General features: G+C 71.0%; 9 protein-coding genes. 6 read left to right on the top strand and 3 right to left on the bottom strand.

The window, feature by feature from the left end; all coding sequences use genetic code 11:
• Positions 1–147: 147 nt before the first annotated feature.
• The gene (acnA, locus tag ACLZN2_RS21360; protein ID WP_416980584.1) at positions 148–2,865 is read left to right on the top strand and encodes an aconitate hydratase AcnA; all 2,718 of its coding nucleotides are present in this window, start codon (positions 148–150) and stop codon (positions 2,863–2,865) included.
• 69 nt (positions 2,866–2,934) lie between these two features.
• Here acnA and ACLZN2_RS21355 read toward each other — a convergent pair whose 3' ends face one another.
• Both ACLZN2_RS21355 and ACLZN2_RS21350 read right to left on the bottom strand, forming a co-directional pair.
• A complete protein-coding gene (locus ACLZN2_RS21355) occupies positions 2,935–3,939 on the bottom strand; it encodes a helix-turn-helix transcriptional regulator (protein ID WP_416980393.1) in 1,005 nt (334 codons plus the stop codon).
• Between the two features lie 97 nt (positions 3,940–4,036).
• Positions 4,037–7,708: a S8 family peptidase gene (locus ACLZN2_RS21350; protein ID WP_416980391.1), complete on the bottom strand. Its 3,672-nt coding sequence runs from the start codon at positions 7,706–7,708 to the stop codon at positions 4,037–4,039.
• Between the two features lie 255 nt (positions 7,709–7,963).
• Here ACLZN2_RS21350 and ACLZN2_RS21345 point away from each other — a divergent pair, with 255 nt between their 5' ends.
• The 5 genes from ACLZN2_RS21345 to ACLZN2_RS21325 all read left to right on the top strand — a co-directional run bounded on the left by ACLZN2_RS21345 (position 7,964) and on the right by ACLZN2_RS21325 (position 16,200).
• Positions 7,964–8,689, top strand: coding sequence for a response regulator transcription factor (locus ACLZN2_RS21345; protein ID WP_416980389.1), 726 nt, complete (start codon positions 7,964–7,966; stop codon positions 8,687–8,689).
• Positions 8,686–10,200 (top strand): ATP-binding protein, encoded by a 1,515-nt coding sequence (locus ACLZN2_RS21340; RefSeq protein WP_416980387.1) that lies wholly within the window; start codon positions 8,686–8,688, stop codon positions 10,198–10,200. Before ACLZN2_RS21345 ends, ACLZN2_RS21340 begins: the two co-directional genes overlap by 4 nt.
• Before the next feature lie 82 nt (positions 10,201–10,282).
• Positions 10,283–11,263 carry a phosphotransferase enzyme family protein gene (locus ACLZN2_RS21335; protein ID WP_416980385.1) on the top strand — a complete coding sequence of 327 codons (981 nt, stop codon included), beginning with the start codon at positions 10,283–10,285 and terminating at the stop codon, positions 11,261–11,263.
• Between the two features lie 261 nt (positions 11,264–11,524).
• On the top strand, positions 11,525–12,607 hold the full coding sequence (locus ACLZN2_RS21330; protein ID WP_416980383.1) for a lytic polysaccharide monooxygenase auxiliary activity family 9 protein: 1,083 nt from the start codon (positions 11,525–11,527) through the stop codon (positions 12,605–12,607).
• Positions 12,608–12,927: 320 nt separating this feature from the next.
• Positions 12,928–16,200, top strand: coding sequence for a GH92 family glycosyl hydrolase (locus ACLZN2_RS21325; protein ID WP_416980381.1), 3,273 nt, complete (start codon positions 12,928–12,930; stop codon positions 16,198–16,200).
• Here the strand turns inward: ACLZN2_RS21325 and ACLZN2_RS21320 are convergent.
• The gene (locus ACLZN2_RS21320) at positions 16,181–17,185 is read right to left on the bottom strand and encodes an acetylxylan esterase (RefSeq protein WP_416980379.1); all 1,005 of its coding nucleotides are present in this window, start codon (positions 17,183–17,185) and stop codon (positions 16,181–16,183) included. The two genes, ACLZN2_RS21325 and ACLZN2_RS21320, sit on opposite strands and share 20 nt — an antisense overlap.
• Positions 17,186–17,317 lie beyond the last annotated feature (132 nt).

Below are 17,317 nucleotides of genomic sequence, written 5' to 3'. Positions count from 1 at the left end.
TTATCTCGACATCGAGATATCTGCCGAGGCGCACCGCAGCCGCCATATTGGTAAGGGTTACCTAACTTAGCCTGACCTTAGCGGATCGGCCAAGCCCGCGTGGCGGCAGGATGCGGTGGTACGCGCACATCAATGAAGGAGACCGTCGTGTCGGCGAACAGCTTCGACGCCCGCAGCACGCTGCAGGTGGGCGACGAGTCGTACGAGATCTTCCGCCTGGACAAGGTGGAGGGCTCGGCCCGACTCCCCTACAGCCTCAAGGTCCTGCTGGAGAATCTGCTCCGCACGGAGGACGGCGCGAACATCACCGCCGACCACATCCGCGCCCTCGGCGACTGGGACTCGCAGGCCCGGCCCAGCCAGGAGATCCAGTTCACGCCGGCCCGCGTCATCATGCAGGACTTCACCGGTGTTCCCTGTGTCGTCGACCTCGCCACCATGCGTGAGGCCGTCGCGGCGCTCGGCGGCGACCCGGCGAAGATCAACCCGCTCTCCCCGGCCGAGATGGTCATCGACCACTCCGTCATCGCCGACAAGTTCGGCACCAACGACGCCTTCCAGCAGAACGTCGAGCTGGAGTACGGCCGCAACCGGGAGCGCTACCAGTTCCTGCGCTGGGGCCAGACCGCGTTCGACGACTTCAAGGTCGTCCCGCCGGGCACCGGCATCGTCCACCAGGTGAACATCGAGCACCTCGCGCGTACGGTCATGGTGCGGGGCGGTCAGGCGTACCCCGACACCCTGGTCGGCACCGACTCGCACACCACCATGGTCAACGGTCTCGGCGTCCTCGGCTGGGGCGTCGGCGGCATCGAGGCCGAGGCCGCGATGCTCGGCCAGCCGGTCTCCATGCTCATCCCGCGCGTCGTCGGCTTCAAGCTCACCGGCGAGCTGCCCACCGGCACCACGGCCACCGACCTCGTGCTCACCATCACCGAGATGCTGCGCAAGCACGGCGTCGTCGGCAAGTTCGTCGAGTTCTACGGCGAGGGTGTGGCGGCCACGAGCCTCGCCAACCGCGCCACCATCGGCAACATGTCCCCGGAGTTCGGCTCCACCGCCGCGGTCTTCCCGATCGACGACGAGACCCTGAACTACCTCAAGCTCACCGGCCGCTCCGCGCAGCAGGTCGCGCTCGTCGAGGCGTACGCCAAGGAGCAGGGCCTCTGGCTGGACCCGAAGGCCGAGCCGGACTTCTCCGAGAAGCTCGAGCTGGACCTGTCGACCGTCGTTCCCTCGATCGCCGGCCCGAAGCGCCCGCAGGACCGTATCGTCCTCGCGAACGCCGCCGAGCAGTTCCAGCGCGACGTCCTCAACTACGTCTCCACCGCCGACGAGGCGGGCGAGGAGTCCTTCCCGGCCTCCGACGCCCCGGCCGTCCACCCGAACGGCGGCCCGTCGAACCCGGTCACGGTGACCGCTCCCGACGGCTCGACGTACGAGATCGACCACGGCGCCGTCACCGTCGCCGCGATCACCTCCTGCACCAACACCTCCAACCCGTACGTCATGGTCGCCGCCGCGCTCGTCGCGAAGAAGGCCGTGGAGAAGGGCCTGACCCGCAAGCCCTGGGTCAAGACCACCCTCGCCCCGGGCTCGAAGGTCGTCACCGACTACTTCGACAAGGCCGGTCTGACCCCGTACCTCGACAAGGTCGGCTTCAACCTCGTCGGCTACGGCTGCACCACCTGCATCGGCAACTCCGGCCCGCTGCCGGAGGAGGTCTCCAAGGCCGTCAACGACCACGACCTCGCGGTCACCTCGGTCCTCTCCGGCAACCGCAACTTCGAGGGCCGGATCAACCCCGACGTCAAGATGAACTACCTGGCCTCCCCGCCGCTGGTCGTCGCGTACGCCATCGCCGGCTCCATGAAGGTGGACATCACGCGGGACGCCCTGGGCACCGACCAGGACGGCAACCCGGTCTTCCTCAAGGACATCTGGCCCTCCGAGGCCGAGGTCAACGACGTCGTGGCCAACGCCATCGGCGAGGACATGTTCAGCAAGTCCTACTCCGACGTCTTCGCGGGCGACCTGCAGTGGCAGTCCCTGCCCGTCCCGACCGGCAACACCTTCGAGTGGGACGCCGAGTCGACGTACGTCCGCAAGCCCCCGTACTTCGAGGGCATGGAGATGGAGCCGGCCCCGGTCTCCGACATCTCCGGCGCCCGCGTCCTCGCCAAGCTCGGCGACTCGGTCACCACCGACCACATCTCGCCCGCCGGCGCCATCAAGGCCGACACCCCGGCCGGCCAGTACCTCACCGAACACGGTGTGGAGCGTCGTGACTTCAACTCCTACGGCTCCCGCCGAGGCAACCACGAGGTCATGATCCGCGGCACGTTCGCCAACATCCGCCTGCGCAACCAGATCGCGCCGGGGACGGAAGGCGGTTACACCCGCGACTTCACGCAGGACGGCGGTCCCGTCTCCTTCATCTACGACGCCTCGCAGAACTACCAGGCCGCCGGCACCCCGCTGGTCATCCTGGGCGGCAAGGAGTACGGCTCCGGCTCGTCCCGCGACTGGGCGGCCAAGGGCACCGCGCTCCTCGGCGTCAAGGCCGTCATCACCGAGTCGTACGAGCGCATCCACCGCTCGAACCTCATCGGCATGGGCGTCCTGCCGCTCCAGTTCCCGGAGGGCGCCTCGGCCGACTCCCTCGGCCTGACCGGTGAGGAGACCTTCTCCATCACCGGCGTCACCGAGCTCAACGAGGGCACCACCCCGCGCACGGTGAAGGTCACCACCGACACCGGCGTCGAGTTCGACGCGGTCGTCCGCATCGACACCCCCGGCGAGGCGGACTACTACCGCAACGGCGGCATCATGCAGTACGTGCTGCGCAGCCTGATCCGCAAGTAAGGTTCCAGGTAGGCAGGTTGAGGGCCGCGTCCCCGGGCCACCGGAGACGCGGCCCTTCGCCGTGCAGGCTCACACCCACCCGCGCTGCGCCGCTCGCACCCCCAGCTGGAACCTGCTGGCCGCCCCCAGCCGCTCCTGCAGCTCACTCACCCGCCTCCGTAGGGTCCTGAGGCTCACCCCGAGATGCCGGGCCACCGCCTCGTCCTTCATCCCGGCCGTCAGCAGCCGGACCAACATCGCTTCCTCCTCGGACAGTTCACTGTCCTGCACGGGCAGGCCGAGGGGAGTCGCCTGCTGCCAGGCCATGTCGAAGAGCTGCTGAAGCGCCTCGGTCACCGCGGAGTGCCGCACCACCACACAGCAGTACCCGCCCGCCGCCGACGCGGTCAGCGGAAGCAGCGCCCGGGACCCGTCGACCACCAGCAACTTGACCGGCACCGAGGGCAACACCCGGGCCCGCTCGCCCAGTTCACCCATCCGCAGGGCCTGGGCCAGCACCTTCGGATCCTCCAGGGCGGTCGCCGCGTAGATCCCCCGGGAGATGATCCCGCGGCGGAGCAGATCCGCCTGGAGATCCTGTTGCGGGGCGGGCGGGGCGAGATACGGGGGAGTGTCGAAGAGGCACACCTCGCGCTCGGCCCGCGCGTACAGCTCCTCCAGCCGGGCCGCGATGGCGCCCTCGCCGGACACCACCTCGACCAGCCGGTCCGGCTCCTCGCGCAGCAGCCCCGCCTCGTACGCGGTCGCCAGTTTCTCGGCCGTCGACGCGAGCAGCTCGGACTCCGTCTCGCGCCGCCGGATCAGGGCCCGGACCGCCACCCGTGGGTCCACCGCCCGCATTCCGCCCATGGAGTCAGGCGGCTGCAGCAGCCCGAGCGCGAGTAACCGGTTGCAGGCCTCGCGGACCTGGGCCGCGGACCCGGCGCCCGTCAGCAACGCCCAGCCGGCCGCCCCGGCATCGGGCTGATGGAGGATCGCGTGGTAGACGAGTTCATCGAACGCGGAGACCCCCACCGCGGCCCAGGGGCCCGCGGCAGGGGTCTGCGTTGCCGTGTCGTATGCGGTGTTCACCATGTCCCGGCACGGTAGAGGATCTTTGTTAAGGCTGAAGGCGCATCCTTCAGGCCCGCTTCAGGCCCGCTTCAGGCCTTGAAGTAAGCCTGCTCCAGGCCTATTTCAGGCCGAACGCCCGCAGCACGGTCTGGTCGATCCCGTTGCCGTCGCGGTCGGTGGCCCGCACCCGCAGCGACACCGTCTCGGCGCCCTTCGCGGGCTTGAACCGGGCCTTGCCGTCCTCGACCTTCACTTCCTTCCAGGTCGTGCCGTCGTCGTAGGAGACCCAGGCCTTGAGACCGCGCGCCTTCACGCTGCCCAACTGGTTGGTGACCGGCAGCCCGACCTCCAACTGCCGCCCACGCTCGGCCCGGTTGAGCAGGTCGAGGCCCTTGGGGGCGATGCCGACCGTGAGCAGCGGCAGCGCCGTCTCGGTCGCCGTGTGCGCGGAGGCGAAGGTCCACTCGGTGTGCGTGCTCGTGGAGTACCTGGCCCAGGCCGCCCGGCGCTGCACGTCCAGGTCGAAGCGGTACGACGCGTTGTCCGCGTGCACGTCGAAGACGCCGTACCCGCCGAACGTCGAGTCACCGATCAGCTGCCCGTCCGCGTAGAGCTTGCCCTTCGCGGTGTTGTCGGTGCCGTCGATGTTGCCGTAGTGACCCGGCGTGGAGTCGGTCAACTCCGCCACCCGGAAGGTGAGTTTGTCACCGGTGCGCTGGGAGACGCCGTACTCCTGGCTGGTTCCCGGCCGGATGACCTGGCGCAGCCAGTTCTCGGACGGGGCCGTGCCCGGCTCGCTGAAGACCTGCAGCGGGCTCCACTGCCCCCGCAGCGTCGCCCAGTTCGGGTAGACGACGTGCCAGGTACGGGTGTCGGGGTCGGCGTAGTAGTACTCGTCGCGCTCCGTGCCGAGCTCGGTCTCCACGCTGGTCTCGATGCCGAAGCGCTGCCAGGGGCGGAACGTGTACACGGTGTCCGCGCCGATCTCGCCGGCCGTGGCCCCGTAGTAACGGGCCCTCTTCTTCACCGTGTTGGACTTGTTCAGGTCGTAGGTCTGCTCGGCGGAGATGGCGCCGCTCTGCGCCGCGAGCAGGTTGTAGACATACGGACTGGTCGGCGTGCCCTTCAGCTTCAGCGTGACCTTCTTGCCGGTCCTCAGCAGCTCGCCGAGCTTGGCGCCCTCCTCGCCGGTGGCGATCATCAGCGGAACCGTGGTCGCGCGGTCGACGGCCTCGATCCAGAAACCGGCCTTCTTGCGGTAGGCGATCAGGTAACCCGCACCGGCCTTGGTCGCGTTGTCCAGGGCGCTCTGGGCCCGCTCCGTGGCGTCGAGCGCGACCACCGCCACCTTGCCCTTGACGTCGAGCCCTGCGAAGTCGGCCTCGGTACCGGCGCCCGCGTCCACCGCCTGCACCTTGTGCTCACCGCTGAACTTCAGCGGGAAGTCCTCGTACGTCTGGGAGTAGTAGAGCGAGGACAGCTCGGTCTTCTCCGGGCTGGTGACACTCGCCGTCAACTCCTTCGCGTACAGCCGGAACTTGGCGTAGAACTCCAGGGATCCCACGGAGACCTGCTTCGTCGGAGCCACATAGATGTGGTCGGTCCAGAAGCCCTGGCTGTAGGTGAGACCCCAGGAGCTGCCCGGCCCCTCGCGGTGCCAGCTGGTGCTGAAGCCCTTGAACTCGGAGTCCTCCTTGGTCTTCGGCTTGATCTCCACCGCCTCACGGGCGTCGAGGACGACCTCGGTGTTCCCGTTCACCTTGATCTCGGGATTGCCGACGACCGAGGTGCCGACGGCGATTCCGCCCCCGTCCCGGTCCGGGATCCAGGTGGAGATCGAGTACGTCCCGGCCGGCACCTGCCACGTCCAGCCGCTGCCGATGTAGCCGTACTCGGTGGGGTAGGCGCCGTTCAGCTCCTGGAGCGAGTAGATCGACGCCCCGGTGGACGGCTTGCCGTCGCGGCCCAGGAGCGAGACCTTCAGGTCGTAGGTCTTCGGCGCCTTCTCGAAGCCGACGGCCGTGGTGATCTGGACGCCGTCGGCGATCGCCGTGATGTGGCCCGAGTACCGGCCCTCGGCCTCCGCCGCCGGGTCGACACCGACCGGGACCGTGGCGGTGCCCCGCGCGGGCACGGTCACCGTGGCGGCCCCCACCGTGACGTCGGCGAGCGACGACGAGATCTTCAACTCCACCGCCTGGTCAGTGGTGTTGGTGTAGGTGATCTCCTTGTCGACGGTCCCGGTGTCACCGTCCTCGAACGTGCCGAAGCTGAGTGTCGGCGTCGCGAAGACGTTCTGCGTGACGGCCCGCACGGCGTCGACCCGCCCGTCGCCCTGCTCGAACACCGAGTTGGTGGCATTGGTCTTCGCCGTGCTGGCCAGGGCTTCCTTGATCTGCTGCCCGGTCCAGTCCGGATGCGCCTGCGCGACCAGCGCCGCCGTGCCCGCGACATGCGGGGTGGCCATCGAAGTACCGCTGGCCGTCGTGTAGTAGTCGTCGACCGGCGTACTGCCGGGCATGGAGGTGCCGACGGCACGCGCCGCGGTGATGTTCACGCCCGGCGCGGTGACCTCCGGCTTGACCGCGGAGTCACCGAGGCGCGGGCCACGGCTGGAGAACGGCGCCAGCTGGTCGGACTTGTCGACCGCGCCCACCGTCAGCGCCGAGTCGGCGATGCCCGGGGTGCCCACGGTCTGCGCGCGCGGGCCCGAGTTGCCCGACGCGATGACGAACAGGCTCCCGGTGGACGCGGACAGCTCGTCGACGGTCTCACTGAGCACGTCCGAGGGGCCGGACGCCGTACCGCCCAGCGACATCGAGACGATCTTCGCACCGGAGTGCGCCGCCCACTCCATGCCCGCGATGATCCACGAGGCCTGGCCGTCACCCGCGTTGTTCAGCACCTTGCCGACCAGCAGCTCCGCGCCCGGCGCCACACCCTTGAGCTTCCCGTCCGAGGCGGCGCCCGAGCCGACGATCGTGGACGCCACATGGGTGCCGTGGCCGAAGCCGTCCTGCACGGTTTCGTCGGGTACGAAGCTCTGCGTCTCACCGATCTTCCCGGCGAGATCCGGATGCCCGTTGTCCACTCCCGTGTCCAGGACCGCGACCTTGACACCCGTGCCGTCGTAGCCCGCCCGCCACACCTCGGGTGCGCCGATCTGCGGCACGCTCGCCTCAAGGGACGCCTTCACCTTGGCGTCCAGCCAGATCTTGTCGATGCCCTCGCCGAGCTGCTTCGCGGCCCTGGAGGTGGCCTCGGTACCGAGGGCCGGGGCGATGTCCGCCCAGAACGCGGTGGACTTCTTCGCGCTCAGTGCCGCGCCGTCGATCCCGGGCAGCGCCAGCGTCCGGCGCGCGCCCTCGGGGATCGTGCTGCCCTTGCTGTAGGTCGCGATCACCGGAGTGGCACCGGTCTTCGCGTCGGCGTACCCCTGCTCGACCAGCTGGGTGACGTTGAACAGGGCCGGGTCGAGACGCCCCGCCTGGATCAGCGGGATGGCGTCCGCGGGCAGGACGCTGATCTCGCCGTCCTTCTCGCTGGACAGGAAGGTGGCGGCCTCGCGGCCCTCGCCACGGCGGACGTCGACGGCCGACCTGCCGTCCGGTCCGGTGGTGAGCGACACGGTGTCGCCGGTGATGAGGGTGACGATCTGCGGTGCGGCGGTGCGCGTGCCCGTGGGCGGTGTGGTGACCGAGGCTCCGAATGCGGCGGCCGCGGGCGGGATCGCCCCCGCGAGCAGTCCGGCGGCCGCGGCCCCGGCCCACAGGGCATGGAGTCTTCGCATGGGTGGACGTCCTCCCCTGAACGTGTCAGACCTCCGCCGGTGGGCGGAAGCCGGAGTTCAGACTGGGCGCCGAGTCACAGCGGGCTCAAGGGAAACCGGTGGCCGAAGCGTGCCAACGCCCCCTTCGGCCACGGCAGTCGGCACACTCCCGCCCGCCCCCGCAGACACCGTCGTACCTGGTGGACGGTCATTTCACACGGCTGCGGCTCAGGCTGAACACAGCGTTCCCCCAGCGAACCGGCACAGGATCAGGACATGGCTGGCATCTCCGGTACCCGCAGCGGACGGGTCCGCGTCCTGATCGTCGACGACGAACCCGCGCTCACCGAAGTGCTGTCCGTGGCCGTCACCGAGGCGGGCTGGCGCCCGTACCCGGTGCCCGACGGGCACAGCGCGCTGCGCGAGGCCCGCCGCTGCGCCCCGCACGCCGTCGTCCTCGACGGCATGCTGCCCGACCTGGACGGCATCCAGGTCCTGCGCCGCCTGCGCTACGAGAACCCCGGGCTGCCCGTCCTCATGCTCACCGCCCGCGACGCCGTCGAACACCGCCTCGACGGACTCGAGAACGGCGCCGACGACTACGTCACCAAGCCCTTCTCCCTCCAGGAGGTCGTGCTGCGGCTGCGCGGACTGCTGCGCCGCTCCGGCGCCGAACGCGTCCGCACCGACGACCCCGTCCGCGTCCTCGGCGATCTGACGGTCGCCGCCGAGTCCAGAGAGGTGCACCGCGGCGGCGCCGCCGTCGCCCTCACCGCCAAGGAGTTCGACCTGCTCAGCCTGCTCATGGAGCACCCCCGCCAGGTGCTGAGCAAGGCCCAGATCCTCGACCGCGTCTGGAGCAGCTCCTTCGACGGCGGCGGCAACCTCGTCGAGGTGTACATCTCCAGCCTCCGCCGCAAGATCGACCGGGGTCGCGCGCCCATGATCCACACCGTGCGCGGGCTGGGGTACGCCATCAGGCCGGTGGAGGACGGGAGATGAACACGCCCCGGTTCGGCGGCCGTTCCCTGCGCACCCGTCTCCTCCTCTTCATCACCGCCGTCCTGGTCGTCGTCTGCGCCGCGATGGCCCTCACCACCGTCCTCGCCCAGCGCGCCTATCTGCTGGGCAACCTCGACGACCGGGTCACCAACGCGGCCGAGCGGAGCCTGGGCGGGGCCTCCCTCCACCCGGACCTCCCGAGCGATCTGACCTTCCTCCACGAGAGCGGTCACCCGGCCGGCATGCTCGCCGCCCGCCTGGCCGCCGACGGCACCGTCCTCGCGGCGGCGACGGTGAGCCAGGACGCCCCGCCGCAGCGCCTCAGCGACGCCCAGACGGCGGCGCTTTCGGGCGTCGGCACCGACGGCTCGCTCCACACCCGGACCGTCCCCGGCCTCGGCACCTACCGCGTCACCGCCCTCGACAACCACGGAGTCCGGGTCCTCACCGGCCTCCCCATGGACGACGTCCAGGACATGATCAGCGGACTGGTCGTCATCGAGGCCGTCGTCGCCGCGGCGGGCCTGACCGCCGCCGGTGTCGTGTGCGCGGCCGTCATACGGCGCCAGCTGCGCCCCCTCGGCCGGGTCGCCGCCACCGCCGTCGAGGTCTCCCACGTGCCCCTGTGCCGGGGCGAGGTCACCGGCCTCACCCGGGTCCCCGACCGCGACACCGACCCCGGCAGCGAGGCCGGCCAGGTCGGCGCCGCCCTCAACCGCATGATCGACCACGTCGAGTCCTCGCTCGCCGAACGCCAGCGCAGCGAGGAACGGGTGCGCCGCAGCGAGGAACGCATGCGCCGCTTCCTCGCCGACGCCAGCCACGAACTGCGCACCCCGCTCGCCTCCATCGCCGGCTACGCGGAACTGATGAACCGCGGCACCGACCGCATCGAACCCGGCCTCGCCTGGCGCCGCGTCACCGCCGAGTCGGCCCGGATGACCGGCCTCGTCGAGGACCTCCTCCTGCTCGCCCGCCTCGACGAGGGCCGCCCGCTGCAGTCCGCCGAGGTCGACCTCGCCGCACTGGTCGCCGAGGCGGTGTGGGACGCGCGGGCCGCGGGCGGCGGCCACGACTGGCAGCTGGAACTCCGCCTGGACGCCTCGCCCCTGGTCCTCGGCGACGAGGCCCGCCTCCACCAGGTCGTGGCCAACCTGCTGGCCAACGCCCGGGTGCACACCCCGGTGGGCACCAGCGTGCTGGCGACCGTGGAGGCCGGGGCCGGCCTCGTCACCGTCCGCGTCCGCGACGACGGCCCCGGTATCCCGCCCGACCTGCTCCCCACCGTCTTCGAACGCTTCACCCGCGCCGACGCCTCCCGCGCCCGTGCCACCGCGGGCTCCGGCTCCGGCCTCGGCCTCGCCATCGTCGCCGCGATCACCGCCGCCCACGGCGGCCGCATCGGCGTCCACAGCGAACCCGGCCGCACCGAGTTCACCGTCGAACTCCCCCTGACCGGCGACCTGGGCGCCGACACTCTGACCTGGAGCTCCCGGGCGTCGCTGCTGTGAGCCACGGCCCGGCGGCCCGCCGAGTCGATCAGTATCCTGGTGCGTCGATCTCGGATACGGCGGCCGGAGAGGTGTCCTACGCATGCGGAACACGGGCGACTTGATCGCGGACCTCTACGGCCTCGGCCCCGGACCCTGGACGACGACCCCCGTCACCCGTGGCGCGCTGGGCCAGATCTGGAAGCTGACCGGGAACGACTCGGCCTGGGCGGTGAAGGAGCTCATCTTCGAGCGTGAGAAACCCGACGTCGAGAGGGAGGCCACCCTGCGGGACACCGCGGCGGGCCTCGGCGTAGCCGCGCCCCGCCTGATGCCCGACGGCACCGGGTCCCACGTCTCGCGGCTCCCCGCCGACCTGGGCGGCTCCTTCGTGAAGCTGTACGACTGGGTCGACGGCACCCCGGCCGACCCCTCCGACCCGGGCCTGCTCGACTGGTGCGGCCGGACCCTCGCCCTGCTGCACCGGGCGGGGAAGGGCACGAGCGAGACCCCCGTCGACTGGTACGAGGAGTGCTACCCGGAGGCCGACTGGGCGGACCTGCACGACAGGGTCCGCCGGGCCGGCCCGCCCTGGGCCGAGGCGCTCAGCCGGTGTGTCGCCGGCGCCCTGCCGGAGCTGACCCGCTACGTCAGCCCGTCCGACCCCGGCGACCTGGTCCTCTCCCACCGCGACCTGCAACCCCAGAACGTCCTGCTCACCGAGGCCGGCCCGGTCCTCCTCGACTGGGACAACGCCGGCCCCGTCGCGGCCCGCCGCGAACTCGCCCACGTCGTGTACGTCTGGTCCGGCGGCAACCACTTCCGCCCCGAGGCGGCCCGCCGACTGGTCCGCTCCTACCGTGCGGCCGAGGGCCCCGCCGTCCTCGAGGACCTGAACTCCTTCTCGATGCTCTTCGCGACAGCCCTGAACTACGTCCACGTCCAGGCGGCGTGCGCGATCGACCCGCACGCGACCCCCGACCAACGCGAGTTCGCGAGCGGCCAGACCGCCACCGCCCTCCACACCCTCCCGTCCCCGTCCGCGGTGACGCGCCTCCTGACGGAACTGAAGCCCGAGTGGTGACCGGCCCCGGGCGTCCCTGAACAGGGCTTGGGCCATGAGCGCCGTACGAGACCGTTTACAAGTCGGCCGTACGGCGCTACCTTCCGCCACAGGTGAGGTGGGAGCGCTCCCATCTCGGGCCCCCGACGGACCGGAACCCGCCGGAGGCACCCGAGGGGCGCTCCCGCCTCGCGTACCCGCATCCGCACCCGCACCCGCACCCGCACCAGGGTTCATTCACCCCCACATGCACGGTCCGTACACGGAAGGACGGACTCCGCCATGTCTGTCATGATCACGACAAGCACCTCCAAGAAACCGGCCGCGTTACGCTCCCGAGCCCTCCTCCTCGTCCTCCTGGCCCTGCTGGCCACCGTCCCCGCCATCGGCCTGATCGTCACGACCGGCGGCCGGGCCGAGGCCCACGGCACCCCCATGAAACCCGGCAGCCGCACCTTCCTGTGCTGGCAGGACGGCCTCACCGACACCGGTGAGATCAAGCCGGTCAACCCGGCCTGCAAGAACGCCCAACTGGTGAGCGGCACCACGCCGTTCTACAACTGGTTCTCCGTGCTGCGCTCCGACGGCGCCGGCCGCACCCGCGGCTTCGTCCCGGACGGCGAGCTGTGCAGCGGCGGCAACACCAACTTCACCGGCTTCAACGCTCCGCGCAGCGACTGGCCGTTGACCCATCTCACCTCGGGCGCGACCGTCGACTTCTCCTACAACGCCTGGGCCGCGCACCCGGGCTGGTTCTACGTGTACGTCACCAAGGACGGCTTCGATCCCACGCAGACCCTCACCTGGGACGACATGGAGGACCAGCCGTTCCTGAGCGTCGACCACCCGCCGCTCAACGGCTCCCCGGGCACGGTCGAGGCCAACTACTCCTGGACCGGCCAGCTCCCGGCGGGCAAGTCGGGCCGGCACATCATCTACATGGTCTGGCAGCGCTCGGACAGCGCGGAGACCTTCTACTCCTGCTCCGACGTCGTCTTCGACGGCGGCAACGGCGAGGTGACCGGCATCCACGAGCCGGGCAACCCGGACGAGCCCGTCCCGGGCACCTGCACCGCCACCCGCCGGACGACGGGCAGCTGGAACGGCGGCTACCAGTCCGAGGTCACCGTCACCAACTCCGGCGACGTCCCCATGCTCGGCTGGATGGTCGACTGGACCCTGCCCACCGGCCAGACGGTGGCCAGCCTCTGGAACGGCAACGCCACCTACAACGGTCAGGCGGTGATGGTGCACAACGCCGACTGGAACGGCTCGCTGAGTCCGGGCCAGAGCACGACCTTCGGCTACGTCGTCACGGGCAACGGAGGTGACACCACGACGACACTTCCCTGCCGGGTCGGCTGACCGCTGACCGCTGACCGGGGGACCTGGGCGGACCCGGTGGACGGTGTTCCACCGGGTCCGTTCGGGGGTTCGTGCCTTCCGGGCTCGTGCCTTCGGGGTTCGTATCTTCCGGGTGGTGCGTGGCTTGGGGCGACGCTCGGTGCGCGACAACGTTATCGAACTTGGTCTGTGCATGACTCTACCGGCAGTGTCGACAACGATGTCAAGCGCGTCGCGAAACCCGCACGCGGTCTTCCGTGGTACCAGTGGCGCACGCTACTGTCCCTGCGGCTTGTGCGACCCGTGGTGCGCGACCCGTCCGAAGGAGGAGGGGCCGCGTCATGCGTTTCCGTCCTACGTCCCTGCTGCTGGCCGCCGTACTCACGGTCGCCGGAGGCACCCCCGCCCTGGCGGCGACCGCCGCCCCACCGGAACTGGTCAAGGACCCGACCGCCTACGTCGACCCGCTCATCGGCACCAGGAACGGCGGCAACGTCTTCCCGGGCGCCGTCACCCCCTTCGGCATGCTCTCCTGGAGCCCGGAGAACACCAGAGGCGACGCCACCCGCACCGCCGCACCCGGCGGCTACCACTACGACGCCACCCGCATCCGCGGCTTCAGCCTCACCCACATGTCCGGCACGGGCTGTGCGGGCGGCAGCGGCGACATCCCGTTCTTCCCGTACGCCGGTGAGGTCACCTCCTCGCCCGCGAGCGACACCAAGGACGCCGTCTACGCCTCCGACTTCGGCCACGCCGACGAGACCGCGGAGCCCGGCCACTACAAGGTCGGCCTGGCCTCCGGAGTCACCGCCGACCTCACGGCGACGGCCCGCACCGGCTCGGCCCGCTTCACCTACCCGGAGGACAAACCGGCCTCCCTCCTCATCCGCACCGCCAACTCCGAGGTGGGCTCCACCGATTCGACGGTCACCATCGACCCGGCGACCCGCACGGTCTCCGGCTCGGTCACCTCCGGCAACTTCTGCGGCTACCTCGACCCGGAAGGCCGGCGCGCCTACTACACCCTCCACTTCACCGCCCGCTTCGACCGCGCCTTCAAGGCCACCGGCACCTGGCAGGACGGCACGCTGAACCCCGGGTCGACCTCGGCGAGCGGCGGCACCGGCGGCTTCTCGGCCGGCGGTCGGCCCGTCGCGGGCAAGGGGGCCGGCGGCTACGTCGAGTTCGAGCCGGGCAGCGGCCCCGTGAACGTCAAAGTCGGTATCTCGTACGTGAGTCAGGCGGGCGCCGCCGCCAATCTCGCCGCGGAGAACCCCGCCCGCCGCTCCTTCGACGCGGTCAAGGACGCCGCCCGCCGGGCCTGGCGCGACCGCCTGGACGCCATCCGGGTCGGCGGCGGCACCGAGGACGAGCGCACCACCTTCTACACCGCGCTGTACCACGCGCTCCTGCACCCGAACATGATCAGCGACGCCGACCGCCGATACTGGGGCGCCGACGGCAAGGTGCACACCGTCGCGCGCGGCCACCGGGCCCAGTACGGCACCTTCTCCGGCTGGGACGTCTACCGCGACCAGGTGCAGCTGCTGACCCTGCTCGACCCCCGGACGGGCTCCGACCTCGCGCAGTCCCTCTACGAACTCGCCCGGCAGAACGGCGGCGTCTGGGATCGCTGGCTGCATGGCGCAAGCGGCACGCACGTCATGAACGGCGACCCCGCACCGGCGGCGCTGGCCGGCATCCGCGCCTTCGGCGGCACGGACTTCGACCTGAAGGGCGCCCTCGCCTCCCTCGTGAAGGCCGCGACCGTGCCCACCGACCTGGACCTGTCGTCCGCCGGAAAGCCGGTGCTCTCCGTCGGCCAACGCCCCTCCCTGGACAAGTACCTGAAGTCGCACTACATGCCGTCCGTCTCCAACGCCTGGGGTGGCGCGGCCGAGACGCTGGAGATGTCCGGCGCCGACTTCGCCCTGTCCCAACTCGCCGCCGCGGCAGGGGAGAAGGAGACCGCGGCCACCTTCGCCGAGCGCTCCCAGTGGTGGCAGAACAACTTCAACATCGCCGCCGACCCCTCCGGCGGGTACATCGCCAACCGCAAGGCCGACGGCAGTTGGGTCACCGGCTTCACCCCGGCCACCGGCAACGGCTTCGTCGAGGGCACGGCCGCCCAGTACACCTGGATGGTGCAGCACAACCCCGCCGGTCTGTTCGCCGCGATGGGCGGCCGGGACCAGGCGCTCGCCCGCCTCGACGCCTTCTTCCACGACGCGGACGGCGGCTGGGCCTTCACCGGCAGCGGCGGCGACAAGTCCGAGCTGGACAACGAGCCGTCGATCAACGTCCCCTACCTGTACGACTACGCGGGCGCCCCGTACAAGACCCAGGAAACCGTCCGCGCGGCGATGAAGCAGCTCTGGTCCACGCAGCCCGGCGGCATCCCCGGCAACGACGACCTCGGCGCGATGTCCGCCTGGTACGTCTTCTCCGCGCTCGGCATGTACCCGCAGGTCCCCTCCCGCGCCGAACTCGCCCTCGCCTCCCCGCTGTTCCCGCGCATCGACATCGACCGGCCGCAGGGCAACGACATCTCCGTCCGCGCGCCGGGGGCCGGCGCCGACACCCCGTACATCCACGCCCTGAAGGTCAACGGCCGTACCAGCGACCGCCCTTGGCTCCCGGCGTCCTTCGTGCGGGACGGCGGCAGGCTCGACTACACGCTCTCCGGCACGCCCGACAAGGCCTGGGGGAGCGACCCGTCCGACGCCCCGCCCTCCTTCCGCGCGGGCGAGCAGCCGTACCAGATCGGCGTCGGCCCCACCGCGGCCACGCTCGCGCCTGGTGGCAGCACCGAGGTCGGCATCCGTGCCCTGTCGCTCGGCGGCGGTACGGGACCCGAGGTGCGGTTCCGGGTGGAGACGCCCGCCGGGATCACGGCCACCCCCGCCGAGGGCACGGTCGTCGACGGCGAGCGGGAGATCACCCTCGGTTCCTCGCAGGACACGGCACAGGGCTTCTACGACGTGAAGGTCACGGTGACCTCGGGCGACACCTCGTACGAGCAGCCCGTCGCCCTGACCGTGGCCGCCCCCGGCACCCTGCTCGCGGCCCGCAACAACACCGGGGTCTCCGACGACGAGGGCGACCACGACGAGGCCGACTACGACGGCGGCGGCTGGAGCTACTCCCGCCAGGCCCTTACGGCCGCCGGTCTCCCGCCGGGCGGGCAGGGGACCGTGGACGGGCTCACCTTCACCTGGCCCAACTCCCCGAGCGCCCGCCCCGACAACGTCTCGACCGCCGGCCAGACCATCGAACTGCCGTCAGCCGCAAGCAAGTTGTCCTTCATCGGCAGCGCGGTCAACGGCAACCAGCGCGCCACGGCCACCGTCACCTACACCGACGGCAGCACCGGCACGATCGATCTCTCCTTCACCGACTGGACCGTCGGCGGGGGCGGCGGCACCGTCCAGTACGGCAATCTGGTCGTCGCCCGGAGCGCGTACCGGAACGTGGCCGGGGCGGACAAGGACCCGGTCGCGACCTATGTGTTCGCCACCCAGCCGTTCACGGCACCGGACGGCAAGGCGATCACCCGCGTGGAACTGCCGGCCAACGCCGATCTCCACGTGTTCACCCTCGCGACCGGCTGACCTCCAACACCGGAGGCAGCCATGCGAGTTGGCGTCGCACCTGCACGGCGTCGCCACCCTCGTGCCCGTTGAACGGGTAGGCGTGGATCTCCTTGCGGGGGTCCACGCCGGCCAGTTCTCCGTACCGGTTGAAGGCGGCGTACGCCCCGCTCGGCGGGCACACCGTGTCGCGCAGCCCAATGCCGAAGTGGGCCGGGGCCTGGGCGCGGCGGGCGAAGGACACGCCCTCCACGTAGGAGAGGGTGCGGTAGGCGGTTTCTTCGGCGCCGCGGTGGACCGCGAGGTAGGCGGCGATCTCGCCGTAGGGGCCCGTGTCGGTGAGGTCCAGGGCGCGGCGGATGCCGCACAGCAGCGGGGCCGTGACCAGGACGGCCGCGAGGTCGGGGACCAGGCCCGCCACCGCGAGCGCGAGGCCGCCGCCCTGGCTGTTGCCGGCGGCCACGATCCGACCGGGGTCCACACCGGGCAGCGCGCGCAGGGCCGTCACCGCCCGGACGGCGTCCGTGATCAGCCGCCGGTAGTGGTAGTCCCGCGGGGCCCGAAGGCCGCGGACGGCCGGGCCGGGGCCGCCGGGCGCCTGGGCATGCGGGTCGGGCGTGTCGCCGCCGTTGCCGTACTGGTCGCCCTGGCCGCGGTTGTCCATCAGTAGATGCGCGTACCCGGCGTTCACCCAGGTCAGCCGCTCGTGGGGGAGACCCCGACCGCGTCCGTAGCCGGCGTACTCGACGACGGCGGGCAGCGGTTCGCGGATCCCGGCCGGGCGGGAGTACCAGGCGCGGACCGGGTCCCCGGCGAAGCCCCGGAAGGTCACGTCCCAGGTCTCGGTCAGCCGTAGGCCGGTCCCGACCGGGTCGGCCGACACCAGCGCGTCGTACTGCGCGGCCTCCTTCAGGGTGTGCTGCCAGAACTCGTCGAAGTCGGCGGGCTCCTCGGGCAGGAACCGGTAGGTCTCCAACTCGCTCGGAGGCAGGTCGAACGCGGGCACGGCGGCACCTCGCAGGAATCGGTCCGGACGGGGAAAGTTGCGGAGTCGTTCGGGGTGCGCTTCGGGGTTCTACCCCGTGTGCGGGCCTTCCAATGCTTGTTCCCATGCCGTTCACCCGCCTCGGGCGTCTCG

It is taken from the genome of Streptomyces sp. T028, from assembly GCF_048159505.1.
Lineage (GTDB): Bacteria > Actinomycetota > Actinomycetes > Streptomycetales > Streptomycetaceae > Streptomyces.
This window is presented reverse-complemented; position numbering and strand designations above follow the sequence as displayed.